This is a genomic window from Alphaproteobacteria bacterium PA2 (assembly GCA_002256425.1).
In the GTDB taxonomy this organism is placed as follows: domain Bacteria; phylum Pseudomonadota; class Alphaproteobacteria; order Caulobacterales; family Caulobacteraceae; genus Phenylobacterium.
Genome location: NKIZ01000001.1, coordinates 1,178,692 through 1,204,297, shown reverse-complemented (window position 1 = coordinate 1,204,297; position 25,606 = coordinate 1,178,692). Strand labels below are relative to the sequence as shown.

Here is a 25,606-nt window from a genome sequence, read left to right as displayed (position 1 = left end):
CGGGATAAGGCAATAGATTTTGGGGTATCAATGGGTTCGGGTATGCGACTATCGAAGAGCGATCCTTGCGCCCTACGAATGAAACGCTAGGTTCAGTACACGCCTGACTGTTGGAGACCCCATGGCTCAAGATCCGCCTGTCGAAGACTTGATGCACTATGACGCCATGGCGCAGGAAGCCCTGCGTGGCGTCGTCAAGTCTGCCTTGCGCAAGGCGGCCCTGCCCGGAGGCCTGCCCGGTGCGCACCATCTCTACATTACCTTCAAGACCCGGGCGCCGGGGGTCACTGGGCCCGTTGACCTGCTCTCGAAATATCCGGACGAGATGACGATCGTCCTGCAGCATCAGTTCTGGGACCTGGCTCCCGGCGAAACCTTCTTCTCGGTGACGCTCAAGTTTGGCGGCCAGCCCAAGGCCCTCTCGGTGCCCTATGCCGCATTGACGCGCTTCTACGATCCGAGCGTACAGTTCCTGCTTCAGTTTGAAGCAACCCCGTCTGTCGAAGCCGAGCCGGCCGCAGCCGAGCCGGAAGCGCCAGTGGATCCCGACGCGCCGAATGTCGTGTCCCTCGATCATTTCCGGAAGAAATAGGTTTCAAGACCAATGACCGACGTTGCGTCGACCACCCCAGAGGAACTTACCGACGAGGCCATTCTGGCCAGGTTCCAGCGCACCAAGAACCAGCCAACGGGCTCCCAGACCCTTGGGTTCGCCATCATTTCGGTGAGCCAGGCCCAGAAGATGGTGGAAGTGGCCTTTGACGCCCGGGCCGAGCTTCTGCTCAACCCAATGAAGCAGATTCAGGGTGGTTACCTCTGCGCCATGCTGGACGAGGCCATGTCGGTTGCCTGCATGGTGGCTTCCGGCATGACGCACGTGGCGCCAACCGCCGAGATGAAGACCAGCTTCTACCGCCCCGCCCAGCCAGGCCCCATCAAGGGCATTGGACGCGTGGTCAAATGGGGCAGGACCATCGCCTTCACGGAGGGCGAACTCTATGATCCGGAAGGTCGCCTGCTGGCCAAGGCCACCGGGACCGCCGTACCCACACCCTTCCAGAGCTACAAGAAGTAATGGCCTCCGCCGATCGCGTTCGGCGCCTTGTCGCCCTGGTTTTCGGCGTCCTCCTGCTGGGCGTAAGTCCGGCCATGGCGGAATCGCCCTTCAGCCGTTGGGCCGCCATTGTGGTGGCAGGCGACTGGCACGCCCATTCCGGCGGTCCTTCTGAGGCCTTTGACAATGCCCGGCGGGATGTCTCGAAGGAACTGGTCCGCATGGGCTTTGCGCCAGAGAACCTCAAACAGTTCTCGGTCAGGCCCGAACGATACAAGGACACCAACCCCGCCAAGACCGAACCCAAGGTCATTTATGACGCCCTGGTTTCATTGACGGCCAAGGCGCCGGACGGTTGCCTTGTCTATTTCACATCCCACGGCGCACCGACCGGTGTGGTCGTCGACCAGAGTATCCTGCCCCCTGGCATTCTGGGGACCATGCTGGACAGGACCTGCGGCCCGCGGCCGACCATTGTCGTCATTTCCGCCTGCTATTCCGGTATCTTCGTGCCTGAACTTGGCAGCGACAATCGCATGGTCCTGACGGCAGCGAGGCCGGATCGGACCTCCTTTGGTTGCGGGGAGTCGGACAAGTATCCCTATTTCGATGACTGCTTCCTGCAGACGACCCCACAGGCAAAGGACTTTCCCAGCCTCGGGAGCCAGATCCAGGCCTGCGTCGCCGACAGGGAAATTAAAGAGAAAATGGCGCCGCCTTCGGAACCACAACTCTACATCGGCCCGCAATTGCGCCCCATGCTGCCACTTTATCCACTTCCCCCGCCGGGAGCGACAAAAGGGGGTTAGCGAAAGCAGTCTGACGCCCTAAAAGATCGCCGTCCCCTTTCGAAAAGAGCCGGCCTTCCACAATGACCTTCGCAAAGACCCTGGTCGTCCTCCTGGCCGGACTGTCATTGACAGCGGGCTCTGCCGCCGCCCAGTCGACGCCGGCGCTTCCCAGCAAACCGATCCCCTATTCGGCCCTGGTGAAGAAGCCCAAACCGAAGGCCCCCACCAGCGGCGTCCGCGCCGCCGCCACGGCGACAGCCAGTACCTTGCAACCCCTGACAGGCCCGGCGCTCCCTACCCAGGTCGGCGCCCGCCTGACGCCCGGACTGACCCTGCCCCCAGGGGAACTCGAAGCCTATGTGGATGGACTGGTCCGCGACGCCATGGACCGGGAACATGTGGCCGGCGTTACCTTGTCTGTGGTGCAGAACGGCCAGATCGTCCTCAAGAAGGGCTATGGCGCGGCCTCTCTTTCGCCTCTCCGGCGGGTCAATCCGGACACCACCCTGTTCAGAATTGGATCGATCTCCAAGACCTTCACCTGGATCGCCCTGATGCGGGAGGTTGAGGCCGGGCGTATCAGGATTGATGGTCCGATTAACCTCTATCTTCCTGAAGGTATTCAGGTTCGTAATCAGGGCTATGAGACCCCGGTCACCGTTCGGAATCTCATGGAGCACTCTGCAGGGTTCGAGGACCGCGCCCTTGGCCAGTTGATGGAACGCTATCCATCCCGCGAGCGGAGCCTGGTGGACTATCTCCGGCAGGAACGCCCAAGGCGCATCGCCGCCCCCGGAGCCATGGCCTCCTATTCGAACTATGGCGCCGCCCTCGCTGGAGCGGCAGTTTCCTATTCCAGCGGCCGCCCCTTTGAACGGCTGGTGGAAGACGAGATCTTCACGCCGCTGGGCCTTGGGCATACGACCTTCCGCGAAGAGCGTCCTGTATTGAGCCGCCTGCCCGCCCCCATGCCCGAGAGGCTGAGATCTGACCTTGCCGAAGGCTATTTCTGGGCCGGATCCAGCTTTGTGAAGCGCCCCTATGAGCTGATCGGTCACGCCGGCCCGGCGGGCTCAGCATCCTCTACAGCTGGAGATATGGGGCGTTACATGGCCGCCCTTCTCAATGACGGCGCCCTGGATGGCGTCTCGATCTACGGCCCTTCGACGGCCAACGCCTTCCGCACGCCAATCCGCCGGACCCCCAAAGGGATCAATGGCTGGCGTCACGGATTCATCGAGTACAACCTGCCGGGCGGATACAAGGGTTTTGGCCATGCCGGCGCGACCCTGAGCTTCATGTCCAACATGGTCCTGGTTCCGGATCTGGGACTGGGGGTCTTCATCTCGACCAATTCCGACACCGGCCAGGCCCTGACCGATCGGCTGGCCCAGAGGATTGTTGAGCAGTTCTATGCAACGCCTACCCACTATCCCCGCGCCGGCAATTTGCGGCTGCTTGATGTGCGGTCAATGTACGACGGGTACTATCTCGGCTCGCGCCGGGCATATGGCGGACTCGAGGCTTTCGTCGGCCGGCTGATCGGCGGAATGAAGGTCGAGGTGACCAAGGATGGGCGACTGCTGACCCATGCCGGGCAGGTGCGCAGCTGGGTTCCTGAAGGGGATCCTGCCAAGGGCCGCTTTGTGGCCGACAATGGCGTCGACCATCTGGTTTTCGCAGTATCCAATGGCCGTGCCCGCGCCATTGTCACCTCCCTGAACACCCAGGTTTTCACGAGGGCGCAAATCTGGGATCGCCCGAATACAATTCTGGCGAGCGCGATCCTGACCGTCCTTGCCTCCGTCGCAACCCTGCTTGGCGGACTGATCCGCAATCGCCGGGACTTCCGCGAAACGTCGATCCAGAGCCGTGCAGGCCTGATTCAGGGACTTCAGGCAGTCCTCTGGATTGCTGCCTTTGTCCTGTTCCTGATCTGGGTGGCCAAGACCGGGGATGTCGCCAACATCATGTACAGCTGGCCCGGCCCGTTCATCCTACTGGGCTCGGCCTGTGCTGTGGCGGCGGCGGGATTCACACTGCTCTCCGCCCTGATTGCGCCGGCAGTCCTTCGGGGCGGACGCCGGGTGGACAGCTGGTCTGTTGCCCGAAAGGCCGGGTATCTGGCGACGGTCATCATTTTCGCTGTCTTTGCGATCCTGCTCTACCGCTGGGGGGCTTTGACCCCCTGGGCAAGCTGACCGCGCAGCAGAGAAAATTTTGCCCACCTCCCCATCCATAAACGCGGCGTTTACCATGTGGTGGGTAAATCCTGCCTAGCGGCGGGTGACATCAGTTTGTGCCCCGCTTTTTGGTAGTGGGGACCCAGGGCGTTGAACGGTTTTGTCGCCGCATTGCAAAGGTTCGGTTTCGGACGTCTTGCCGCGATCATCGGCATAGGCGCCGGCGTCGCAGCGGCCCTGTTCGCCATGACCCTGACCCTTGGACAGCCCAAGGCCCTGCTCTACTCAAATCTGGATCTGAAAGAGGCCGGTGAAATCACCAAGGCCCTGGATCAGGCCAATATCAAATACGAGGCCAAGGGCGACGGCTCGACCATCATGGTCCCGCGCGACCAGGTGGCCTCCACACGGCTTCTGCTTTCGGGCAAGGGCCTGCCGACGGCGGCTTCCGTCGGCTATGAAATCTTCGACCAGACCAACGCCATGGGTCAGACCGATTTCGTTCAGCAACTGAACCGTCAGCGCGCCCTGGAAGGCGAACTGGGCCGCACGATCCAGAGTCTGGACGGGGTGACTTCGACCCGCGTGCACCTTGTCCTGCCCAAGCGCGAGCTGTTTGAAGAAGAGGCTCAGCAGCCCTCCGCCTCGGTGACCATCAATATTGGCGGCCGTGAGCCCAGCGCCGAACAGGTGCGGGCCATCCAGAACCTGGTTTCCAGCGCCGTGCCGAACATGAAGGCTGATCGGGTCACTGTGGTCGATCAGCACGCGAAGACCTTGTCTGGCGGCGCCGAAGGCGACGCTGCCGCCGCGGACGGGCGCAAGAGCGAAGTCGAGCAGAGGATCGCCAAGACCGTCAAATCCCTGGTGGAGGGCATGGTCGGCGCCGGCAAGGCCCGGGTCACCGTGGCCGCAGAGCTCGACCTTTCGCGGGTGACAGTACAGCAGGAAACCTATGACCCTGATGGCCAGGTGATCCGCTCGGAGTCCACTACCGAGGAAAACGCCAAGGAAAACGGTCCCAACGCCAATGGCGCGGTGACGGCCAGCGCAAACATTCCAGGCGGCACAACAGGGTCTGAAGACGGCGCGGCCGGCTCAGCCAGTGGCCGGACCGAGTCCACAACCAATTACGAGATCTCCAAGACCACCCGGACTGAAGTGAAGGATCCCGGCCAGGTTAAGAAAATCTCCGTCGCTGTCGCCGTAGATGGAATTCATGCCGATCCGGTCAATGGCAAGCCCGGCGCCTATACGCCGCGGCCCGCCGCTGAAATGCAGCGCATTGAGCAGCTTGTCCGGACGGCGGTCGGCTATGACCAGGCCAGAGGCGATCAGGTGACCGTTGTGAATGTGCAGTTCCCCACCGACGCATCTGCTGACGGGGTGACCTCCGCCAGCCCGCTGATGGGTTTTGACAAGAACGACATCATGCGCGCCGTCGAACTGGGCATTCTGTTCATCGTCGCCCTTCTGATGATGTTCTTCATCGTCCGGCCCCTGCTGAAGACGGCGACGGACGGCAATCTGCCCGCCCTTTCCGGCGGACAGGGCGCGACCCGCGTCGTCACGACGGCCGATGGCCAGACCATCCAGATCCAGGTCGATCCTTCCTCCGGTGAAGCCCTGGCCCTCCCGGCCCCGGGCCAGAGCGACATGGAACAGCGCATCGACATCGCCAGGATCGAAGGCCAGGTGAAGGCCAGTTCGGTGAAGCGTGTCTCTGAGTTCGTCGACAAGCATCCTGAAGAGTCGGTGGCGCTGCTGCGCACCTGGCTACATGAGTCGGTCTGACGGCCATGGCATCCAAGGGAAAGGCGATTACCGATCCAGCCCGCCTGACGGGGCCCGAAAAGGCTGCCGTCGTCCTGCTGGCCCTCGGCGAAGATCACCTGACCATCTGGCAGTCGCTGGATGATGAGGAGATCAAGGAAGTCTCGCAGGCCATGGCCGGCCTCGGAAATGTGTCCTCCAGCGTGGTAGAAGCCCTGCTGGTGGAGTTCGTATCCAACATGTCGGGCTCGGGCTCGATCATGGGTTCCTACGAACAGACCCAGCGCCTGCTCTCCCAGTTCCTCGACCCGGACAAGGTCGAAGGTCTTATGGAGGAAATCCGCGGTCCGGCAGGCCGGACCATGTGGGACAAGCTGGGCAATGTGAACGAGGCCGTTCTCGCCAACTACCTCAAGAACGAATACCCGCAGACCGTCGCCGTCGTCCTGTCCAAGGTCAAGGCCGACCACGCTGCACGCGTGCTCTCATCCCTGCCCGAAGACTTCGCCCTGGAATGCGTCACCCGCATGCTGCGCATGGAGCCGGTGCAGCGGGAAATCCTCGACAAGATCGAGCAGACCCTTCGGATCGAATTCATGTCGAACCTGGCGCGCACCTCCAAGCGCGACAGCCATGAAATGATGGCCGACATCTTCAACTCCTTCGACCGTCAGACCGAGGCGCGCTTCATCGCCGCCCTGGAAGAACGCAACCGCGAAGCCGCCGAGCGGATCCGCGCCCTGATGTTCGTCTTCGAAGACCTGTCCAAGCTCGATCCCGGCGGCGTCCAGACCCTGCTGCGCGGCGTCGAGAAGGACCAGCTGGGTCTGGCCCTCAAGGGCGCCTCCGACACCCTGCGGGAAATGTTCTTCTCCAACATGTCCGAACGCGCCGCGAAGATCATGCGCGAAGACATGGAGAGCATGGGTCCCGTCCGCCTCAAGGACGTGGACCAGGCGCAGATGGCCATGGTCCAGGTCGCCAAGGACCTCGCCGCCAAGGGCGAGATCATGCTGGCCGGGTCTGGCTCTGACGATGAGCTGATCTACTGATGACCCAGCACGCCGTCGAAAAATTCGGATTCGACACCGTTTTTGACGGTGAGGGCGAGGTGGCCTTCGCCGCCCCGCGCCCAAAGCGCACCTTCACTTCTGATGAGGTGGAGGTCCTCGAGCGCCAGGCCCTTCATGAAGGGGAGCGGCAGACCCTGGCCCGCATGGAAGCCCTCCAGGCCCAGGCGCTGGCGTCCATCGCCCAGGACGCAAAGCTGGCCCTGTCTTCACTGGCCGAGGTTGCCCATCGTCACCGGGTCGGGTGCGCCGACCTGGCCCTGGCCTGCAGTCGCGCCATTGCTGACGCCGCCCTCGACGCCTTTCCCCAGGCCGTCCTGAAGTCAGCAATCGACTCCCTTTCCCGTGAACTTGAGTCCGCGCCCAGGCTGCTGATCTCGGTGTCTCCGGACATGGTGGATGGTCTGAACAAGGTCCTCGAAGACGCCGCCCAGGCTATCGGCTTCGCCGGCGCCATCCAGGTGCGCTCGGATCCTTCCCTGCCGCTTGCCGCCTTCACCCTCGATTTCGGCGACGGCGCCGCCGCCTTTGACCCCAATGCCGCAGCACAACGGGTGGCCGATGTCCTCGCCGCCGCCCTGGCGTCCGAGGGCCTGCACGCCGAACCCCTTCTCCCTGCAACCGAAAGCGAATCCTGATGTCGGATACCGATACAGACCTGAAGCTTGATGACTTCGGTCCGGGTGACGCCCCCTCCATGCCCGAAGGCGAGTCCGAAGCCAGGACGGCGACCGACCTGGCTCCGGTTTTTGACGTTCCGGTGTCGATTTCCGCCGTTCTGGGCCGCGCCACCATGAGTGTCGCCCAATTGCTCCAGCTGAGCTCAGGCAGCGTTCTGGAACTGGACCGCAAGGTCGGCGAGTCCATCGACATCTATGTGAACAACCGGCTGGTCGCCCGCGGAGAGGTCGTCATCGTCGATGAACGCCTGGGCGTGACCATGACTGAAATCATCAAGGACGGGGACTCCCAGTCCTAAGGGACGGGCGTTCATAGGAGAGACGAGTATGCGGCTTCTGGTCGTCGGACAATTGAACGGACAGCTGGCTTCTGCGGTGAAAATGGCCATGGCGGCGGGCGCCAAGGTCAGTCACGTGGAGACCATTGCAGCGGCGACCCATGCCCTGCGGGCGGGCCAGGGCGCCGACCTGATGCTGGTCGACTATGATCTCGACATTGCGGCCCTGATCGCCGCCAATGAAGCCGAGCGCATCCGGGTGCCCATTGTCGCCTGTGGTGTTGATCCTGACGCCCAGAAGGCCGGTGACGCCATCCGCGCTGGCGCCAAGGAATTCATCCCCCTGCCGCCTGAAGCCGAGATGATCGCCGCCGTCCTGGCCGCCGTCTCGGACGACAACAAGCCCATGGTGGTCCGTGACCCGGCCATGCAGGCCGTCATCGGACTGGCCGACCAGATCGCCGCCTCTGAAGCTTCGATCCTCATCACCGGGGAAAGCGGCTCGGGTAAGGAAGTCATCGCCCGCTACGTCCACCAGAAGTCCCGCAGGGCCAGCAAGCCCTTCATCTCGGTGAACTGCGCCGCCATCCCCGAGAACCTGCTGGAAAGCGAGCTCTTCGGTCACGAGAAGGGCGCCTTCACCGGGGCCCTGGCCCGCCGGATCGGCAAGTTCGAGGAAGCCAACGGCGGCACCCTGCTGCTGGACGAAATCTCGGAAATGGACACCCGCCTGCAGGCCAAGCTCCTGCGCGCCATCCAGGAGCGGGAAATTGACCGGGTCGGCGGCTCGAAACCGGTCAAGGTGGACATCCGGATCCTCGCGACCTCCAACCGCGACCTGGTCGTGGCCGTGAAGGACGGGACCTTCCGGGAAGACCTGCTCTACCGCCTCAATGTCGTGAACCTGCGCCTGCCGCCCCTGCGTGAGCGTCCTGGCGATATCGTGGCCCTGGCCGAATTCTTCGTGAAGAAGTATGCGGCCGCCAACGGAACACCGACACGCGACCTGTCGGCTGAAGCCAAACGCCGTCTCGCAGGCCATCGCTGGCCTGGCAATGTGCGCGAGCTGGAAAACGCCATGCACCGCGCGGTCCTGCTGGCTTCAGGCGCCGAAATCGAGGAGACCGCCATCCGCCTGCCGGACGGCCAACCCCTCGCCCCTGCCGACGTCGGAACCCGCACCGCCATGGCCGCGGCCTCGGCGGCGGAGGCCGCAACCCGCGCCTTTGTCGGCCAGACCGTCGCCGAGATGGAACAGCAGCTGATCATCGACACCCTGGAGCATTGCCTGGGCAACCGCACCCATGCCGCAAACATTCTCGGCATCTCGATCCGGACCCTGCGCAACAAGCTCAAGGAATATTCTGACGCCGGCGTCTCGGTGCCGGCGCCGCAGATGGGCTTCCACGCCGCTTAGTGTGATCTGTGGCTGACACCAGTTTCTTCGGGGCTTCGCGACCCACAGGCCGGGAGATCTTCGGCTGGCTGGCCCAGGGCGAGGTCGCCATGGCGGTCGGCGTCATTGGCGTCATCGTATTGTTGATCCTGCCTGTTCCGGCCTTCATGCTGGACGGGCTTCTGTCGATCTCGATCACCTCGGCGGTCCTGATCCTGATGACCTCGCTGTTCATCAAGCGTCCGCTGGAATTCACCGCATTTCCGACGGTCCTGCTGGTCACGACACTGTTCCGGCTGGCCCTCAACGTCGCCTCGACCCGTCTTATCCTTGGCCACGGCCACGAAGGCGCCCACGGCGCAGGCAAGGTCATCGAGAGCTTTGGCCGACTGATGACCGGAGGCAGCTTCGCCATCGGCCTCATCGTCTTCGCCATCCTGGTGATCGTGAACTTCGTGGTCATCACCAAGGGCTCTGGCCGTATCGCCGAAGTGGCGGCCCGATTCACCCTGGACGCCATGCCCGGCAAGCAGATGGCCATCGACGCCGACCTCTCGGCGGGCCTGATTGAGGAATCCGTCGCCAAGCTCCGCCGCAAGGAACTGGAGCAGGAGTCCACCTTCTTCGGGGCCATGGACGGCGCCTCCAAGTTCGTGCGCGGCGACGCGATCGCGGGCCTGATCATCGTGGCCATCAATATCATCGGCGGCATTCTGATCGGCGTGCTGCAGCACAAGATGCCCATTGGCGAAGCGGCCGCCAGCTATACCATCATGACCATCGGCGACGGCCTGGTCAGCCAGATCCCCGCCCTGATCATTTCCATCGCCGCCGGCTTCCTGGTGTCAAAGGCCGGGGTCGAAGGCTCGGCGGACAAGGCCCTGGTGGCGCAGCTGGCCATGAACCCGGTGGCCCTGGGCATGGTGTCAGCCGCCGCTGGCGTCATAGCCTTCATCCCGGGCATGCCGATCATTCCCTTCGCCCTGGTCTCGATTGCTTCCGGCTCCCTGGCCTGGCGCCGATCCCATGCACCCGCCATCATCGATCCGGCCGACCTGGCGCCGCCCGAGCCCAAGGCCGAAGATCAGGACGAGCCGATCAGCCAGACCCTGGCCATTGACGAAATCAAGATCGAGCTGGGCTATGGCCTCCTGCCGCTGATCAATGATCTGGAAGGTCGCCGCCTGACCGATCAGATCAAGGCCCTGCGCCGCACCCTGGCGGCCGATTTCGGCTTCGTCATGCCGTCGGTCCGCATCCTCGACAATATGCGCCTGAACTCCCAGGGCTACATGATCCGCATCAAGGAGATGGAAGCCGGCGGGGGCGAAGTGCGTCTCGGTCACCTGATGGCCATGGACCCCCGCGGCGGTCAGGTCGAGATCCCGGGCGAGCATATGCGCGAACCGGCCTTCGGCCTGCCGGCCACATGGATCGACGAAGCCCTGCGGGAAGAGGCGACCTTCCGCGGCTATACCATTGTCGACCCGGCGACAGTGCTGACCACCCACCTCACGGAAATCCTCAAGGAGAACATGCCCGACCTGCTCTCCTATTCCGAGGTGCAGAAACTGCTGAAGGACCTGCCCGGCGAACAGAAGAAGCTGGTGGAAGACCTGGTGCCCTCCGTGGTGTCGGCGACCACAATCCAGCGCGTCCTGCAGGCCCTGCTGCGGGAGCGGGTCTCGATTCGAGACCTACCCGCCATTCTCGAAGGCATTGGCGAGGCGGCGCCGCACACACCTTCGGTGACCCTTCTGGTCGAGCAGGTCCGTTCACGCCTTTCCCGCCAGTTGTCCTTCGCCCACCGCGACGACGAAGGCGCCCTGCCCATCGTCACCATGTCCGGCGAATGGGAAAATGCTTTCGCCGAAGCCCTGGTTGGTTCTGGCGATGAGAAGCAACTGGCCATGGCGCCTTCCCGCCTGCAGGACTTCATCCGGGCCGTGCGCGACGCCTTCGAGCGCGCCGCCCTGGCCGGAGATTCTCCGGTCCTGCTGACCAGCCCGCAGATCCGGCCCTATGTCCGGTCGATCATTGAAAGATTCCGCGGCCAGACCCCTGTCATGAGCCAGAATGAAGTCCATCCCCGGGCGCGATTGAAGACCGTCGGAACCATCTAAGTCGCCGGCCCCCGTTGCAGCGGAGCCCGTGCGCTGATAGCGGTTCCACCTAGGGACCATGGTGGCGTCCCAGCCTAGAGACTCCTATGCGCCAACCTCGACTGACTGCCATTCGCGAAGGTCTGCCCAAGACCCTGTTCTGGGACCTGCTGACCTTTGAGAAGTTGATGACCAATCAGGTGATCCACCTGATCTACTGGTCTGGCCTGGGCATCATCGCCCTGATCGCCTTCGGCATCATTGGCAGCGCCATTGGCGTGGCCTTCCGGGAAGAGCCCCTGATGGGCATTCTGCTGGCCCTCTCGGTTCTCGTCGGCGGCTCATTGGTGGTGACAATCCTGGTCCTGCTCTGGCGTTCCTTCTGCGAACTCTATGTCGCCCTCTTCCGGCTGAGCGACGACCTGCACGCCATCCGCCGCGCCACGGACGCCGATGTGGCAGCCCGCAATTCGCAGGGCGCTTCCGGTCATGGGCACCAGTAAACCCGACCTGCTGGTCGAAGCCGGTTCGGAACCACCGCAGGCCGCCTATCAGGAACTCTGGGAAGTTCTGAGGGCGTTCAACGTCAAGGCCGTCGGTCACTGCGAGAACCATCCCTTTGCGGTGCTGCTGCGGGATCCGGAAACGCGGGCCGTGGTCGGCGGGGTCTGGGGGCGTTCTGTCTGGGACTCCTTCTATGTGGACATGCTCGTTGCGCCGGAAGATCAGCGCGGCGCAGGCCTTGGGGGTGACCTCATGGCCCGGGTGGAGACCGAGGCACGGTCCCGTGGGTGCCTGAACATCTGGCTGGACACCTTCGCCTTCCAGGCAAGGCCGTTCTACGAGAGGCTGGGCTTTCGGGTTTTCGGCCAGATCGATGGGCCAAAGCCGATGTTTCCCCGCTATTTCATGATCAAGGATCTGGCCTGACTTCGGTCAGTTGCTGGCAGGGTCCAACTCCAGGGAGCGCCCCATGGCGACCTATGACTTCGTAACCGTGGATGTCTTCACCGACCGCCCGTTCGGCGGCAACCAGTTGGCGGCCTTTACCGACGCCAGGGGACTGACCGACGCCCAGATGCAGGCCCTGGCCACTGAGTTCAATCTGGCGGAAACAACCTTTGTCCTGCCGCCGGAGGATCCCCGCCATACGGCGAGGGTCCGGATCTTCAACACCACCGCAGAGATGCCATTCGCCGGACATCCCAATGTGGGCACCGGCTATGTCCTGGCCCAGATGGGGCGTGACACAGACGGCGTACTGCTGTTCGAGGAACTTGCCGGCATCGTGAAGGTGAAGGTGGACCGGGACGACGCAGGCGCCCTCGTGGGCGCCGTGATCGACGCGCCGCAGCCCCTCTCCCTCGGGTTGGAATTCACCGCCGAGCAGATCGCCAGTTGCGCGGGGCTGGCGCCAGAGGACATCGTTGTGTCCGCCCACCGTCCGGTAAAGGGATCGGTCGGCGTCGATTTCGTCTTTGCTGAAGTGACTTCGGAAGCCCTGGGTCGGGCAAATCCGGATGTCGCCGCCTTCGAGGCCACGGCTGCAGGCCTGGAGGGCTTTTCCATGCGCCTCTCCCTTCACCTTTATACCCGATCGGGGAACAAGGTGAGGGCGCGGATGTTCTCGCCACTGACCGGCACGTTCGAGGATTCAGCAACCGGCAGCGCCAACGCCACACTTGGCGCTCTGCTTCTGTCCCTGACCTCGGAGGATCAGGCGGAGTATGTGGTCAGCCAGGGTGTTGAAATGGGCCGGCCGAGCATCCTGAATGTTACGGCGCGCCGGGGCGCCGATGGAATTCGCGCGACGGTGGGCGGTGGCTGTGCGCCCATGTTCAGAGGTCAGGTCACGCTCTAGAGCCCGCCGCGATAAGTGGGAACCAGTTATCGCGATAAGCGTGCTCTAAGCCTTTGAATCAGAGCGCAGTTTTACCCTTTAGACGATTCCGTCTAAAGGGAACGCGCTCTTGGGTCGGGCCTCAACCCTTCCAGCCAAAGCCCTTGGCCAAGGCGCCAGCCGCTGGATTAGCCTGACCTTCAGCGTCAAACGCGCTGGGGGAATCCTGTGCATTTTCAGAGTGCAGCCAGCTGTCGCTGTCGCGGAGTCCCCAAAGGGTGAAGGCAAACTGCTGCGCCATTGGCAGGGCCGAGAAGGCGTGGGCCGCTTCCGTGAATACGGCCGATTGCGCCACCCGTCTGGCCTCGGGGGAAGCGAATTTCTTCTCTGACCTGACCAGGGAGACATCCAGTTCCGACACATGGATCGGCAGGCCAAACCGGGCGAGGGTCTCAAGGGTCTTCGTATAGACGCCGGGCGCCAGGTCAGCTGCAATATGGCACTGGGTGCCAATGCCGCCTACGGGGGCTCCTGCGCTCAAAAGCCGATCCAGCAGCTTCTGGAAGGTATCCAGTTTCTCGGGCATGTTTTCCAGATTGTAGTCGTTCAGGAAGAGCACCGTTTCGGGATCGGTCTCGCGCGCCACCTTGAAGGCCCGGACCATGTGGTCGAGGTCGCCCAGCCGTTCAGCCCAGAGGCTTTCGCGCCAGCCCTTGCCGTCCTCGGACACGGCCTCATTGACGACGTCCCACCCGACAGCGCCTTGATAGCGCTGCATGACCTTGCGGATGTAGGTGTCGTAGGCCTGACCAAAGCTGGCCCTGTCAGGGGGCAATTGCTCGAACCATTTAGGCTTCTGGACGTACCAGACCAGGGTTGTTCCATAGAGACTGATGCCGTTGCGGCGGGCGAAGTCGAAAATCGCGTCGCCGCGGTCGAAGCGAAGTCTCCCATCGTCGCCGACGATGTACTCCATCTTCATTTCCCACTCGGGGGTCAGCTGGTTGCAGTTCTGGGTGGCCAGCGCCGCCCACACAGGGTCAGCCATCTGGGCTGCCTGCACGCAGGTTCCGATACGGAAGGGGACAAGGCTCTTCAGCGGAGGGGGCGGGGGTGAAACCTGGGTTGCAGCCTTGGCCTCAGCAGGCTTCAATCTGTCACAGCCGGCCAGGGCCGTAAGACCACCCAGCACGGCCCGTCGATCAAGCCTTCCCGACATCAGCGCCCTGCCCTCGCCGTCCTCCGCAATCCCATCTCGTCCATGGCTGCGGTTTCGAGGCGGTTTGCCGTCCTGAGCCGATCGAGCCGCTGGGCCTCGGCCACCTGCTCGTATTTTTTCTGCTCTTCAAAGGCCAGGGCCAGAACGTCGCGGGCGCCCGCCTCCTCCAGGAGAATGCGGTCAATGTCGATCTGGGCGATGGCCTTGCGCGCCCTCAGGCCCTCGACAAAGGCCATATGATACTGGGCAGCTTCAGGGTTCTGTCTGGCGTGCAGGGCTTCTGACTCACCCTCCGCCTCCAGCATGACCAGGCGCATTTCGGCCTGGAGGCGGCGATCGACCACCTCTGACAGCCGCTTCTGCAGGACCTCGACCTCGTAACCGGCCAGTTTGATCAGGCTGTCAGTCCAACTCACGCCGCTTCACCCATCAGGATACGCGCCAGACTTTCAAAGCTGTCGGGCAAGCTTGTAGCCTCATCCTTGTCCTGGCTGAGGAAGCCTTCCAGGGCAGGGTTCAATTGAATGGCGCGATCGACCTGGGGATCTGCGCCAGCGCGGTAAGCGCCAATGCGGATCAGCTCTTCCATATTGGCGTAGGCTGAGAGGGTCTGGCGGGCGTTCTTGACGATTTCGCGTTCGTGCGGCTCGTGACAGCCTGGCATGGTCCGGCTGATTGATTTCAAGACATTGATGGCCGGGAAGCGGCCGCGTTCGGCGATCGCCCGCTCCATGACAATGTGGCCATCGAGGATACCCCGGACCGCGTCCGCAATGGGCTCGTTGTGGTCATCACCATCAACCAGCACCGTAAACAGGCCGGTGATGGGACCCGCTGTCGTTCCGTCTGAACGAATGGGGCCGGGGCCGGCCCGCTCAAGCAGCTTGGGCAGTTCTGTAAAGACTGTCGGGGTGTAGCCCTTGGTCGTGGGCGGCTCGCCGGCGGCAAGACCGATTTCCCGCTGTGCCATGGCGAAGCGTGTGACGGAGTCCATCAGGCACAGGACTTCCATGTCCTGATCGCGAAGATACTCGGCGATGGCCAGGGTCATGTAGGCTGCCTGGCGGCGCTTCAGCGCCGGCTCATCAGAGGTCGCGACCACGACAATGGCGCGCTTCAGGCCCTCCGGACCCAGGGTCTCTTCTATGAATTCACGAACTTCCCGGCCCCGCTCGCCGATCAACCCCACGACAACAGCGTCGCAGTCGGCCTGCTTGGCCAGCATGGAAAGCAGCACCGACTTGCCGACGCCAGAGCCTGCAAAGACGCCCAGGCGCTGACCTCGGCAACAGGTGGTGAAGACGTTCATGGCGCGGACGCCCAGATCCAGGCGCTCGCCCACCCTTCCGCGGGCATGGGCGGCCGGCGGTGCAGCCCTCAAGGGGTAACCGGCCAGCCCCTGTGGCAAGGGTCCAAGGCCGTCTATGGGCTGGCCAAAGGCGTCGATGATCCGCCCCAGCCAGGCCTTGGTGGGATGGACCGCCGAGCCCAGGTTATCAATGCGGATTTCAGCCCCAGGGGCGACGCCCTCGACGGGACCAAATGGCATGAGGAGGGCCCGGGAATCGCGGAATCCGACAACTTCCGCCGCCAGTGGCTTGTCACCGCGCCTCAGGATTTCAGCGCGGGACCCGATTGAAAGTCTGGTGAGGCCGCCCCGGGCCTCGATCAGCAGGCCGTTGACCGCTGCGACCCGACCCGAAACGGTCAGGGGATCAAGGTGCTCGACAGCGGCGACGAGGCTTTGCAAGGGACGCAAACTCCGGGGGCGAGATCGACCTGACTCGCGACCCCTCCAGAGTCGGCCCTACGCCCTTAACTCCGCGTGAAGATTCTCCCGCCCGGCCTGCTGAAACAGCAAGCCAAGCCCGAAGCCCATCAGAACGCCGAAGCCGAAATAGGTAACCGGCCTGCGACGGATATCATCGGCAATATCAAATCGCGGGGCCCTTGCCCGCTCACTCGGGGCGTGGCGCGCCGCCTCAGCCGCATCTTCCGCGTCAGACAGTCCGGCGCCGGCCTCGGCCATGGCGGGCCATTCAGAAGCAAACATCGCAAAATCTCCGCAGATTACCGGACATGGTCATACCCTAATCACTTTGACCGACCGTTACCGGGAAATCGCGCTTGGAATGTGGCGAAGGCGCGACCGCTGTTCGCCACATCTGTCCAATCACAAAAGATTCAACAGCCGTGAGTCCACCGATTCACTCCGACTCTTGCTGGCGAATCCCGAACCGAGTTAACGATTCGCACAGAGACCCTTCATCATTAACCGGTCTTAAATTAACTCGCTGGCAATCTAGCAGCGGGTTCGCAGGGATTCTTGGGGGATCCTTGTAAATATCGGCGCGGGCGGCCTAGGAGGATTTGATGCGCGTATTGTTGATCGAGGACGACAGCGCTACTGCGCAGAGCATCGAATTGATGCTCAAGTCGGAAGGTTTCAATATCTATACGACGGACCTCGGAGAAGAGGGCGTCGATCTGGGTAAGATTTACGACTACGACCTGATCCTTCTGGACCTCAACCTGCCCGACATGAGCGGCATGGATGTGCTCCGCACCCTCCGGGTGGCGAAGATCAACACGCCGATCATGATCCTTTCGGGTTCGGCCGAGATCGACACCAAGGTCAAGACCCTCGGCGGCGGCGCCGACGACTACATGACCAAGCCTTTCCACAAGGACGAACTGATCGCCCGCATCCACGCGGTGATCCGTCGCTCCAAGGGCCACGCCCAGTCGGTCATCCGCACCGGCGACATCCTGGTCAATCTCGACGCCAAGACCGTCGAAGTGAACAACAACCGCGTTCACCTGACCGGCAAGGAATACCAGATGCTGGAGCTGCTCTCCCTGCGCAAGGGTACGACCCTGACCAAGGAAATGTTCCTCAACCACCTCTATGGCGGCATGGACGAGCCTGAACTGAAGATCATCGACGTCTTCATCTGCAAGCTTCGCAAGAAGCTGGCCGCCGCCGCTGAAGGTCGCCACCACATAGAAACCGTCTGGGGCCGCGGATACGTCCTTCGTGATCCCTCGGAAAACCAGGTCGCCGCCTGAACAGGCCCCACGGTTCACTGAACTTGCAGACGCCCGCCGGAAACGGCGGGCGTTTTGCTTTGGGATGGGCTGAGCTCCGTGCGTCGCTGAGCCACACCACCCGCACGGTACCCCTTGGTTGCGTACTTGCCCGAACCATGTTCGGCTCGGTGATGAGATCGACAGCCACAACCGCCCGGAGGATGAGTCACGGGGATGCACCAGCCGCCACCTGACGCCATGCTCAGGGAAGAGCAGAAGGCGACAGCGCGGACCTTCGCGCTCGTGGCGGCGATCTACTATCTGTTGATATCAGCGGCCCATCTGGCGGTCCTGCCCCCGGGCAAGAGGCTGCTTATGTATTGCGTCGCCATGACCAGCGCCGTGATCGCCATTGCTGCCCGGTTTCATCTCAGGAAGGGCGGTCCAGGGGCCACAGAGGCCTGGATGGTCGCCATGGTCGGTCTTGTCACCCTGAACATCACCCTTCACGGGGTCTATGTCGGCGACCGGGAGCAGATCTATTATATCTCGACCATGCTGGCGGCCTTTCCGATGCTGACGCCGACAGGCCGGGCGGCCGGCGCCTCCATTGTGACCCTGGTCGGTGGCGCCCTGATCCTCATGGCGAACAATGTCCCTCCCCTGTCGGTCTCCCTGGCCTTCCTCCTGAGTGGACCTGCCCTTGGGGGATGGTTCGCCGCTTCGCGGACCAGAGGCCAGTCTGAAGTCCTGGCCGCAGCCCAGGCCCAAGCCCAGCACCTGAAGAACCAGGCCGAGCAATCAGAGGAAATGAAGACCCAGTTCCTCGCCAATATGAGTCACGAGATCCGGACACCCCTGAATGGCGTGATTGGCGTGTCCGAGTTGCTGGCGAGAACCCGCCTTACAGGCCGGCAACAGGGCATGGTCGATCTGATCCGCGGATCCAGCGAGACCCTGGAGCGGTTGCTGAGCGACATTCTCGACCTGTCCAAGATCGAAGCCGGCAAGCTGCATATCGAAATTGAGCCCTTCGACCTTGCGACAGAGGTCCACGCGGCGGCGAACCTGATGGCGACGGGCGCAAGGAATAAAGGCCTGACCTTCAGCGTGACCGTGGATGACGCCGCCAGGGGAGCCTATCTGGGTGACTCCATACGTTTGAGGCAGATCGTCTCAAACCTCGTGTCCAACGCCGTGAAATTCACGGAGACCGGCGGGCTTGAGGTCAGGGTCACATGTGGTGATTTCCCCGATCCTCCAGGCCTTAAAATCCTGGTCAAGGACACCGGGCCCGGCTTTGACGCGGCGACACAAAACCGGCTGTTCCAGCGGTTTGAGCAGGCCGACGGCTCCACGACACGCCTTCATGGGGGTTCGGGACTTGGCCTTTCTATTGTGAAATCCCTGGTCGAATTGCAGGGCGGGACCATCTCGATCGAGTCCGCACCGGGTCGCGGCAGCCAGTTCGAAGTCCGCCTTCCGCTGGCGAGGACACTGCTGGATGGAAACGTCAGAACGACGTCGGAAACGACATCGAGCATAGGCGCCGCGGCTGCACCCCTGAACATCCTGCTGGCGGAGGACAATGCCGGCAACCGCAAGATCGTTTCGATGATCCTGGAGCCCTATGGCGTGAATCTGACGACCGCCGAGGATGGACGGCAGGCTGTAGCCGCCTTCCGCGAGCAGGCCTTCGACCTGGTCCTGATGGATATGCAGATGCCCGTGATGGATGGCCTTGCGGCGACCCGCGCCATCCGGGAACTGGAACAGACGGAAGCTCGCTCCCGCACGCCGATCGCCATGCTGAGTGCTAACGCTCTGTCCACCCATCGCCAGGATGCAGAAGCAGCTGGATGCGACGCCTTTGTCGCCAAGCCCATTCGACCCGACGACCTGCTGCGGAGCCTGGAAGCCATACTGGCCTAGGCCTGGGCCCCGGCGTCCTCCAGACTGGCCCGGTCGCGCTTGGACCATATGCCGGCAAGGTAGAAGGCGGGAACCGCGAGGGCCGAGACGCAAATGAAGATGATGATCGCGATGGTGTAGGGCTGAGGTTCGCCAATGCTGCGCAGATGATCCACCACAATGCCCATGCCTGTATTGCCTATCCCCAGACCAATGACGTTCAGACAAAGGATGTAGAAAGCCGTCACCGTCGCCCTGGCGCGGACTGGAGCCAGATCCTGAACGGTCGAGAATGTCGGACCGTAGAAGGCCGCCAGCTGGAACACCCCGATACCCATTCCAACATAGAAGAGCGCCGATCCGGGTGAAGACAGCCGGTAGAGGACGGCCGCCGGGATCAGGACCACCATGAGGCAGGCCATCAGCATGGGGCGCCCTGACTTCATGTTCTTCTGCCACCAGTCGCCAACCAGGCCGCCGAACAGATTGCCGGATACGCCGGCAATGACGGTTATGTATCCGGCCAGTCTGGCAATTTCGGCCTTGTCGAAACCCCGCTCGGCAACAAACCAGAGCTGATCGAACTGCGCGGCTCCCACCGAGATATGGAGGGCCACCCCGCCAGCCATGGTCGCGGCGAGGGATGGCGACCGCTTCAAAGCCTCGACCAGGTGGGAAATCTGGGAGGCCAGACTTGGGCGCTTCTCGACTTCGGATGTCTGCACAACCCTGGGCTCCCTGACAAAGAGAAAGGCCAGGGAAAGAAGAATGCCTACCGCGCCAATGGCGTAGAAGCAGTTCCGCCACCCCAGTGCGGGGCCCAGATACCCAGCGACCAGGAGTCCAATCCCGGTGCCAAGTGGCACGCCCATATAGTAGATCGCCGTCGCGAGCCCCATGCGTGTACGGTTGACACGGTCAGCCAGGAGCGAGATCGCAGCAGGGCTGAGCGCAGACTCTCCGATCCCGATCAAGGCCCGGGGAAGTGCGAGAGACACAAAGCCCTTCGCGGCGCCGGATACGGCCGTCAGCAGGCTCCACAGCGCAATGGCGGCCGCAACCAGCCTGGGACGATGTGTCAGGTCGGCCAGCATCCCCATGAAGAGGCCCGCTACCGCGTAGAAGATCAGGAAAACCAGACCTGTCAGAAGTCCGAACTGGGTGTCGGTAAGGTGCAGTTCCGGCTTCAGGAAGTTCGCGAAACTGGACAGAAGGTTCCTGTCGACGAAGTTCAGGGCATTGGTCGCGGTAAGCAGTATCAGCAGACCAACGGGCAAAGCCGTACTCGTCTTGTCTTGCGAATTCATCGTGTCCTCCCGAACGCCTGCTCGTTTCAGGCGATATCCAAGGGGGTTCAGTCCCCATTTTCCCATCACCCTACATGCTGGAAGCGATTGGGGAAGGCTTGGCTACATCATGAGCGAAGGGTTGGACCTCACAGAGACCAGCTCCCGGGATTGATGAGCACACGGTGGGTCCATTGGCTTGAGTTATGGACTGATCAGTCTATAATTGCTTCATGTCTCGCCCCGTTGAGTTTGACCGCGACACAGCGCGCGACCGCGCGCTCAAGCTCTTCTGGAGCCGCGGCTATCAAGGCGCTGGCCTGACAGACCTGCTTGGCAGGATGGAAATCGGGCGAAGCAGCTTCTACGCGGCCTTCGGAGACAAGCGTCGACTCTTCATCGAGTGTCTCGACCAGTTTGCAGCACGCACAATATCCACCCTGGCGCCCAAGGCCCCGGGCAGGTCCGCCATGGATACCCTCCGGGGGTTCTTCGAGCAGGAGTCCCTGGCCAGATCATCCGAGGAACGCGGCTGGGGCTGCCTGCTTGTGAATTCAGTGGTCGAGCTTGCGGACCTCGACGAAGGCTTGCGCGCCCATGCCGGCCGCCGCCTGATGGACGTCCAGTCCGCCTTCGAGACCCTGTTGTCACAGGCTGGCTTTTGCCCGGCGCAGGCCAGGGACTACGCGGCCTTCCTGATGGTTGTGAACCAGGGTCTGCGGGTTTCCAGCCGGCAGGGGCTGGCGACCACAGACCAGCAGAAGCAGATCTCGGTCACCTTCGACATGCTCCAGTCAGCCCTGAATTCCGCCCTGAAAGAGGCCTGAATAGATGAAACATGATGTGCAAGTCGAAGTCCTTCGGGAACTCATGGATCAGCTTGCCCGGGGGGTGAACGCCGACGCCGGCGGCGTCAGGGCCTTTCCCGCCAACGCCTATACCTGCCCCGAGATCGCCAGGCAGGAGTGGGAGGTGTTCTTCCGCGGACACCCGCAGATGATCGGCATGAGCGGTGACCTACCGGAGCCAGGAAGCTTCATCACCAGCAATGACCTGGGGGTGCCGATCCTGGCGACAAGGGACAGGTCCGGAAAGTTCCGCGCCTTCCTGAACGCCTGTCGGCACCGCGGCCCCATGGTCGAGACCGCCCGCAGAGGTCAGAAAGCCCTGTTCTCGTGCCCCTTCCACGCCTGGACCTATGACAGCACAGGCACCCTGGCCGCAGTGCCGATGGAGGATCACTTCGGGGCCATAGACAAGGCCTGTCTCGGGCTGAAGGAGTTGCCCAGCATCGAGCATCTGGGATTCCTGATCGTCCATCCAGATCCTGCAGGCCAGATTGATGTCGAGACCCTCTTCCAGGGCATAGGAGATGATCTGGAGAGCTGGGACTGGGGCCAATATGTCCTTGGGCTGGAACAGACCCTGGACATGAAGCTGAACTGGAAACTGGCCACAGACACCTTTGGTGAAACCTATCACTTCAAGAGGCTTCACAAGGACACCCTGGCCAACAACTTCCACGGCGATGTCCTGTCCTACAGGTCCTATGAGCGGAACCACCGGATGGTGCTCTGCCTGAAGGCCATTGATGACCTGCGAGGGCGTCCGGAGTCGGAGTGGACCATCCAGGGCGGCGGCTTCCCGGTCTATTTCCTGTTTCCCAATGTGGTGATCAATGTCGGAGACCACCGTATTGCGGTGGTCCGGGCCTATCCTGATCCGAAGGACCCTGGCCGCTCAATTTCCCAGGTCAGCTATTACTTCGACCGGAGAGTCCTGGCGGAGAATCCTGAAATGGCCCTGATGTTTTCCCAGGGATTTACGAATGTCGTCGCTGCCGAAGACTATGCGACCGGCGAAACGACCCAGACGGCGATGGCGTCGGGCCTTGTGGAGACGGTCCTGTTCGGCCGCAATGAGCCTCCCCTGCATCACTACCACAATACATTCCGCAAGGCGCTCGGCCTGGAACCGATCCCATTCGTTACATAGAATTCACATTGTGAATTTCAGTACATCTTTCCATATTACATGGAGTCAATAGTCTTAATTCGAAGTCATGACTTAGACTTAACGGGACATCTCAATATCGGGTCTGTATTCCAGTCACATCAGCCGCTGAGAACGGCGCTAACATTCAGACCGGAGACAAGACATGCCCAAGACCCTGCAAACCCTGACCGCCATCGCTTCCCTGGCCATGGCCGCCCTGCCGACCCTGGCCCTGACCAATTCAGCCCATGCATCGGCCTACGCCATCAAGGTTAGCGACCTTGATCTCAGCGATGCGAATGGACAATCGATCCTGCAGGCGCGGGTGAACACGGTTGCGGCAAATCTCTGCAGTGACCTTGGCGCGCCAGCGGGCACGCGGATCGAAAATCGTGCGGCATGCGAAAGCGCCGTGCGGGCTGAGGCCATGGAAAAGCTTGCCACTTTGACCACGACCAACGCCGGATCGCGCTAGGCCCCTCCCAGCTCGCGTGAGGTCTCCCCGCCTCGCCCAGAGCCCGCCCCCGCCCCGGGGCGGGCTTTTCTGTGTCGGGACCCTAGCGAGCCCAGCTCGCAAGCCAGTCTGCGAGTCCCTGGGGGCTCATGTGTCGGGCATCGGCCAGTTGTGAAATCTGGGCTGCATTCAGCAGCTTGTCGGTCTTCGGATCTATCACCATCAGGGCCGGAACACCCTCGAGCCGCTTGGTGATGCCATAGTGCGCCGGCACCTGGAGGTTCTTGTCCAGCCGGCCGATATCCACCGTTACGACCACAAAGTTGCGATTGATGAAGGCCTTGAGCTCCGGCAATTCCATGGTCGCGGCAAGGATGCGGCAATCGGGGCACCAGTTCCCGCCCATATCGACAATCAGAAGCTTTTTCTGAGCCTTAGCCTTGGCGCGAGCGTCAGCCACAACCCTGTCGGCGTTGGCAGCTTCATCATAGGGATAGGGCAATGGGGTCTTCAACTGGGCGAAGGATGCAATGCTGACCTTGGGCGCTGGCTTGGCGAGCGCAGGGGCAGTGAACGCCAGCATGGCGGACAGGGCGATGGCGGCGGACTTCAGCATGGATCGAAAACCTTCCTCGGGCATTGGCGATCCCTTTAGGCTTTCATTGCCCGTCCGTCAGTCTGGTTTTTCTCATGCACCTGTAAGCAAAGGCGCCACTCTGCTCCACGAAGGATGATCGCCACGCGAGATTTCACCTTGAACTCGACCGCGCCGAGGCTAAGCATCGTCGGCTTCTGAGCCCGGATCACCATCGGGCGGATCCCTGGAGGACTGGGTTGACCGACGCGGCGCCGCAACGCCCTGAGAAGGCAAGCGCCCTCGTGGAGGCCTATTTCGCCAAACGCGCAAACCTTGTGCTGTTCCTGGCCTCGCGCACCGGGTCCCATGCCACCGCCGAGGACCTTGTCCAGGAACTGTACCTCAAGGTCGCAGCTCTGGATCCGGCCCAGGAAATGACAAGCCCGAGTGCGCTGCTCTATCGAATGGCGATCAATCTGGCCCATGACTCCCAGAGGAGTCAGAGGCGTTCAGAGGCGCGCGACACAGCCTGGCGCCAGGATGTCCGGACCGACCTTGGCGGGGAAGAGGTTGCAGATGAGCCCAGCGCCGAGCGTGTTGTGATCTCGCGGGAGCGACTCTCGCAGCTGATCGCCGCCATCGCGGAACTGCCACCCCAGCGCCAGAGGGCTTTCCGGCTCTACAAGCTGGAAGGCATGACACAGGCCGAAGCGGCCCGGGTGATGGGGATCTCGGTCAAGGCGATCGAGGGACATATCAGCGCGGCGCTCAAGGCCCTGGTGGTGAAAATCACCCCATGAACAGACGATTTTTTCACACCAGACATAGGGATAGGGCTGATCAGCGGAGTCTGATCACCAGGCCCCTTGCAATTCCGCAAGCCGGGCGGGTGAGTTCATGAGCGTGCATCTCGTTCAGAACGCCGAGACGACAATGGACCAGGCTGTCGCCTGGGTTCTGCGTCTGCAGGGCGAAACCCTTTCCGTTGAGGATGGGTTGGCCTTTGACGCCTGGCTGGAAGAAGCCCCGTCCAACGAACAGACCTATGCTAAGGTTCTTGCGGCGCTTGAGGAAATGGACGGCGCAGAGTCCGAGATCCTGGACGGCCTCCGCCGCACCCAGCAAACCGCCGCCAAGCGCCTTGCTGGCCGGAAGTGGGCGATGGGCGCCGGCTTCAGCGCCATGGCGGCGGCGGCTGTGCTGGCCGTAGTCGTACTTCCCCAGGGCGCGCTCATCGCGCAGACCTCGGACTATGCGACCACAAAGGGCGAGCACCGGTCAGTGAAGCTGGCGGATGGCTCCACCATAGACATGAATGCCGAAACCGGACTTTCGGTGACCTTGGCGCCCCGCGGGCGCCACGTGGTCATGGGTCAGGGGGAGGCTGTGTTTGACGTTGCGCATGACGAGGCGCGCCCCTTCGAAATTGAAGCCGGCGATCACCTGGTTCATGTGTTGGGCACTCAATTTGATGTGCGTAATCGACCCGAAGGATTTTCGGTCGTCGTATCCCGTGGCGTGGTCCAGGTCCGTGGCGAAGGCTCGACCTACACACTTCGCAAGGGCGACAGGCTGGACCTGGCGCCCGGCGGCGTGACCAAGGTCAGCACCAGCAATCCGGCCGAAGCCCTGAGCTGGCGTACAGGACACATGGTCTATCGAGACCAACCGCTTTCGCGAGTGGTGGCTGACCTGAACCGGCAATTCCCTGAACAGGTGACCATTGCCGACGAGAAACTGGCTCAGGAAAAGGTCTCCGGGGTCCTGGTTCTCGATAATCAGGACCAGGTCCTGGATCGACTGGCCTTGATGCTGCCTCTCAAGACGGTAAGGTCCGACCAAGGGGTCGTTCTTCAGTCGAAGTAGTCGCCCTTCACGGGGGACAAAGCGATCTTTAGGGTCGGGCGGCGTATTCAGACCTGGACGAGACTGGTTGCCCTGGCGGGTTGCATCGCGCCCGGGCCTGG

General features: G+C 62.4%; 26 protein-coding genes. 20 read left to right on the top strand and 6 right to left on the bottom strand.

Going from position 1 to position 25,606, the window contains the following annotated elements; genetic code table 11:
• Positions 1–121 precede the first annotated feature (121 nt).
• The 13 genes from CFE28_05835 to CFE28_05775 all read left to right on the top strand — a co-directional run bounded on the left by CFE28_05835 (position 122) and on the right by CFE28_05775 (position 13,188).
• A complete protein-coding gene (locus CFE28_05835) occupies positions 122–592 on the top strand; it encodes a stringent starvation protein B (protein ID OYU69562.1) in 471 nt (156 codons plus the stop codon).
• Between the two features lie 12 nt (positions 593–604).
• Entirely contained in the window at positions 605–1,075 is a 471-nt protein-coding gene (locus CFE28_05830) for a thioesterase (GenBank protein ID OYU69561.1), read from the top strand.
• Entirely contained in the window at positions 1,075–1,863 is a 789-nt protein-coding gene (locus tag CFE28_05825) for a peptidase C13 (protein ID OYU69560.1), read from the top strand. The genes CFE28_05830 and CFE28_05825 overlap by 1 nt, the downstream gene beginning before the upstream one ends.
• 62 nt (positions 1,864–1,925) lie before the next feature.
• Complete coding sequence (locus tag CFE28_05820; protein OYU69559.1) at positions 1,926–4,046, top strand: serine hydrolase; 2,121 nt, start codon at positions 1,926–1,928, stop codon at positions 4,044–4,046.
• 132 nt (positions 4,047–4,178) lie between these two features.
• Positions 4,179–5,822 (top strand): flagellar M-ring protein FliF, encoded by a 1,644-nt coding sequence (gene fliF, locus CFE28_05815; protein OYU69558.1) that lies wholly within the window; start codon positions 4,179–4,181, stop codon positions 5,820–5,822.
• A gap of 5 nt (positions 5,823–5,827) precedes the next feature.
• Entirely contained in the window at positions 5,828–6,853 is a 1,026-nt protein-coding gene (locus CFE28_05810; protein ID OYU69557.1) for a flagellar motor switch protein FliG, read from the top strand.
• Entirely contained in the window at positions 6,853–7,509 is a 657-nt protein-coding gene (locus tag CFE28_05805) for a flagellar assembly protein FliH (GenBank protein ID OYU69556.1), read from the top strand. The genes CFE28_05810 and CFE28_05805 overlap by 1 nt, the downstream gene beginning before the upstream one ends.
• Positions 7,509–7,850 carry a flagellar motor switch protein FliN gene (gene fliN / locus CFE28_05800; GenBank protein OYU69555.1) on the top strand — a complete coding sequence of 114 codons (342 nt, stop codon included), beginning with the start codon at positions 7,509–7,511 and terminating at the stop codon, positions 7,848–7,850. Before CFE28_05805 ends, fliN begins: the two co-directional genes overlap by 1 nt.
• 28 nt (positions 7,851–7,878) lie before the next feature.
• Positions 7,879–9,246: a sigma-54-dependent Fis family transcriptional regulator gene (locus tag CFE28_05795; protein ID OYU69554.1), complete on the top strand. Its 1,368-nt coding sequence runs from the start codon at positions 7,879–7,881 to the stop codon at positions 9,244–9,246.
• Between the two features lie 89 nt (positions 9,247–9,335).
• Positions 9,336–11,348, top strand: coding sequence for a flagellar biosynthesis protein FlhA (gene flhA, locus CFE28_05790; GenBank protein ID OYU71577.1), 2,013 nt, complete (start codon positions 9,336–9,338; stop codon positions 11,346–11,348).
• 86 nt (positions 11,349–11,434) lie between these two features.
• Positions 11,435–11,830, top strand: coding sequence for a hypothetical protein (locus CFE28_05785; protein OYU69553.1), 396 nt, complete (start codon positions 11,435–11,437; stop codon positions 11,828–11,830).
• Positions 11,817–12,257, top strand: a complete 441-nt coding sequence (locus CFE28_05780; GenBank protein ID OYU69552.1) for a GNAT family N-acetyltransferase — start codon at positions 11,817–11,819, stop codon at positions 12,255–12,257. The genes CFE28_05785 and CFE28_05780 overlap by 14 nt, the downstream gene beginning before the upstream one ends.
• A gap of 43 nt (positions 12,258–12,300) precedes the next feature.
• A complete protein-coding gene (locus tag CFE28_05775; protein OYU69551.1) occupies positions 12,301–13,188 on the top strand; it encodes a phenazine biosynthesis protein PhzF in 888 nt (295 codons plus the stop codon).
• A 121-nt stretch (positions 13,189–13,309) separates the two neighbouring features.
• Here the strand turns inward: CFE28_05775 and CFE28_05770 are convergent, their stop codons facing one another.
• From CFE28_05770 to CFE28_05755, 4 genes are read right to left on the bottom strand one after another with little or no spacing between them, the layout of a single operon-like run.
• Positions 13,310–14,386: a 1,4-beta-xylanase gene (locus tag CFE28_05770; GenBank protein ID OYU69550.1), complete on the bottom strand. Its 1,077-nt coding sequence runs from the start codon at positions 14,384–14,386 to the stop codon at positions 13,310–13,312.
• Positions 14,386–14,802 carry a flagellar export protein FliJ gene (locus CFE28_05765; GenBank protein ID OYU69549.1) on the bottom strand — a complete coding sequence of 139 codons (417 nt, stop codon included), beginning with the start codon at positions 14,800–14,802 and terminating at the stop codon, positions 14,386–14,388. Before CFE28_05765 ends, CFE28_05770 begins: the two co-directional genes overlap by 1 nt.
• Positions 14,799–16,136 (bottom strand): flagellum-specific ATP synthase FliI, encoded by a 1,338-nt coding sequence (gene fliI / locus CFE28_05760; protein OYU69548.1) that lies wholly within the window; start codon positions 16,134–16,136, stop codon positions 14,799–14,801. Before fliI ends, CFE28_05765 begins: the two co-directional genes overlap by 4 nt.
• Before the next feature lie 57 nt (positions 16,137–16,193).
• Positions 16,194–16,439 carry a hypothetical protein gene (locus CFE28_05755; GenBank protein ID OYU69547.1) on the bottom strand — a complete coding sequence of 82 codons (246 nt, stop codon included), beginning with the start codon at positions 16,437–16,439 and terminating at the stop codon, positions 16,194–16,196.
• 320 nt (positions 16,440–16,759) lie between these two features.
• On the opposite strand from CFE28_05755, the gene CFE28_05750 reads away from it, so the two are divergent.
• Together CFE28_05750 and CFE28_05745 are read left to right on the top strand one after the other, a co-directional pair.
• Positions 16,760–17,455 carry a DNA-binding response regulator gene (locus CFE28_05750; GenBank protein ID OYU69546.1) on the top strand — a complete coding sequence of 232 codons (696 nt, stop codon included), beginning with the start codon at positions 16,760–16,762 and terminating at the stop codon, positions 17,453–17,455.
• A 195-nt stretch (positions 17,456–17,650) separates the two neighbouring features.
• Entirely contained in the window at positions 17,651–19,348 is a 1,698-nt protein-coding gene (locus tag CFE28_05745) for a hybrid sensor histidine kinase/response regulator (GenBank protein ID OYU69545.1), read from the top strand.
• Here the strand turns inward: CFE28_05745 and CFE28_05740 are convergent.
• Positions 19,345–20,700 carry a hypothetical protein gene (locus CFE28_05740; GenBank protein OYU69544.1) on the bottom strand — a complete coding sequence of 452 codons (1,356 nt, stop codon included), beginning with the start codon at positions 20,698–20,700 and terminating at the stop codon, positions 19,345–19,347. The genes CFE28_05745 and CFE28_05740 overlap by 4 nt on opposite strands.
• A 146-nt stretch (positions 20,701–20,846) precedes the next feature.
• Between CFE28_05740 and CFE28_05735 the strand changes: the two genes are divergently transcribed.
• The 3 genes from CFE28_05735 to CFE28_05725 all read left to right on the top strand — a co-directional run bounded on the left by CFE28_05735 (position 20,847) and on the right by CFE28_05725 (position 23,083).
• Positions 20,847–21,440 (top strand): hypothetical protein, encoded by a 594-nt coding sequence (locus tag CFE28_05735; GenBank protein ID OYU69543.1) that lies wholly within the window; start codon positions 20,847–20,849, stop codon positions 21,438–21,440.
• 4 nt (positions 21,441–21,444) lie between these two features.
• Complete coding sequence (locus CFE28_05730; protein OYU69542.1) at positions 21,445–22,608, top strand: hypothetical protein; 1,164 nt, start codon at positions 21,445–21,447, stop codon at positions 22,606–22,608.
• 163 nt (positions 22,609–22,771) lie between these two features.
• Complete coding sequence (locus tag CFE28_05725; GenBank protein OYU69541.1) at positions 22,772–23,083, top strand: hypothetical protein; 312 nt, start codon at positions 22,772–22,774, stop codon at positions 23,081–23,083.
• An 82-nt stretch (positions 23,084–23,165) separates the two neighbouring features.
• Here CFE28_05725 and CFE28_05720 read toward each other — a convergent pair whose 3' ends face one another.
• Positions 23,166–23,678 (bottom strand): thiol reductase thioredoxin, encoded by a 513-nt coding sequence (locus CFE28_05720; protein OYU71576.1) that lies wholly within the window; start codon positions 23,676–23,678, stop codon positions 23,166–23,168.
• 263 nt (positions 23,679–23,941) lie between these two features.
• On the opposite strand from CFE28_05720, the gene CFE28_05715 reads away from it, so the two are divergent.
• Positions 23,942–24,439 (top strand): RNA polymerase subunit sigma-24, encoded by a 498-nt coding sequence (locus CFE28_05715; protein OYU69540.1) that lies wholly within the window; start codon positions 23,942–23,944, stop codon positions 24,437–24,439.
• Positions 24,440–24,536: 97 nt separating this feature from the next.
• On the top strand, positions 24,537–25,505 hold the full coding sequence (locus tag CFE28_05710; protein ID OYU69539.1) for an iron dicitrate transport regulator FecR: 969 nt from the start codon (positions 24,537–24,539) through the stop codon (positions 25,503–25,505).
• Positions 25,506–25,606: the final 101 nt, after the last annotated feature.

Excerpts from the sequence above, each read along its gene's own strand:
- CFE28_05820 (OYU69559.1), top strand. The coding sequence starts at position 1,926 with ATGACCTTCGCAAAGACCCTGGTCGTCCTCCTGGCCGGACTGTCATTG.
- CFE28_05805 (OYU69556.1), top strand. The coding sequence starts at position 6,853 with ATGACCCAGCACGCCGTCGAAAAATTCGGATTCGACACCGTTTTTGAC.
- CFE28_05825 (OYU69560.1), top strand. The coding sequence starts at position 1,075 with ATGGCCTCCGCCGATCGCGTTCGGCGCCTTGTCGCCCTGGTTTTCGGC.
- CFE28_05835 (OYU69562.1), top strand. The coding sequence starts at position 122 with ATGGCTCAAGATCCGCCTGTCGAAGACTTGATGCACTATGACGCCATG.
- CFE28_05740 (OYU69544.1), bottom strand. The coding sequence starts at position 20,700 with ATGGGAAAATGGGGACTGAACCCCCTTGGATATCGCCTGAAACGAGCA.
- CFE28_05785 (OYU69553.1), top strand. The coding sequence starts at position 11,435 with ATGCGCCAACCTCGACTGACTGCCATTCGCGAAGGTCTGCCCAAGACC.
- CFE28_05720 (OYU71576.1), bottom strand. The coding sequence starts at position 23,678 with ATGCTGAAGTCCGCCGCCATCGCCCTGTCCGCCATGCTGGCGTTCACT.
- flhA (OYU71577.1), top strand. The coding sequence starts at position 9,336 with ATGGCGGTCGGCGTCATTGGCGTCATCGTATTGTTGATCCTGCCTGTT.
- CFE28_05730 (OYU69542.1), top strand. The coding sequence starts at position 21,445 with ATGAAACATGATGTGCAAGTCGAAGTCCTTCGGGAACTCATGGATCAG.
- CFE28_05745 (OYU69545.1), top strand. The coding sequence starts at position 17,651 with ATGCACCAGCCGCCACCTGACGCCATGCTCAGGGAAGAGCAGAAGGCG.
- CFE28_05775 (OYU69551.1), top strand. The coding sequence starts at position 12,301 with ATGGCGACCTATGACTTCGTAACCGTGGATGTCTTCACCGACCGCCCG.
- CFE28_05770 (OYU69550.1), bottom strand. The coding sequence starts at position 14,386 with ATGTCGGGAAGGCTTGATCGACGGGCCGTGCTGGGTGGTCTTACGGCC.
- CFE28_05795 (OYU69554.1), top strand. The coding sequence starts at position 7,879 with ATGCGGCTTCTGGTCGTCGGACAATTGAACGGACAGCTGGCTTCTGCG.
- CFE28_05830 (OYU69561.1), top strand. The coding sequence starts at position 605 with ATGACCGACGTTGCGTCGACCACCCCAGAGGAACTTACCGACGAGGCC.
- CFE28_05710 (OYU69539.1), top strand. The coding sequence starts at position 24,537 with ATGAGCGTGCATCTCGTTCAGAACGCCGAGACGACAATGGACCAGGCT.
- CFE28_05735 (OYU69543.1), top strand. The coding sequence starts at position 20,847 with ATGTCTCGCCCCGTTGAGTTTGACCGCGACACAGCGCGCGACCGCGCG.
- CFE28_05810 (OYU69557.1), top strand. The coding sequence starts at position 5,828 with ATGGCATCCAAGGGAAAGGCGATTACCGATCCAGCCCGCCTGACGGGG.
- CFE28_05750 (OYU69546.1), top strand. The coding sequence starts at position 16,760 with ATGCGCGTATTGTTGATCGAGGACGACAGCGCTACTGCGCAGAGCATC.
- CFE28_05780 (OYU69552.1), top strand. The coding sequence starts at position 11,817 with ATGGGCACCAGTAAACCCGACCTGCTGGTCGAAGCCGGTTCGGAACCA.
- fliN (OYU69555.1), top strand. The coding sequence starts at position 7,509 with ATGTCGGATACCGATACAGACCTGAAGCTTGATGACTTCGGTCCGGGT.
- CFE28_05755 (OYU69547.1), bottom strand. The coding sequence starts at position 16,439 with ATGTTTGCTTCTGAATGGCCCGCCATGGCCGAGGCCGGCGCCGGACTG.
- CFE28_05725 (OYU69541.1), top strand. The coding sequence starts at position 22,772 with ATGCCCAAGACCCTGCAAACCCTGACCGCCATCGCTTCCCTGGCCATG.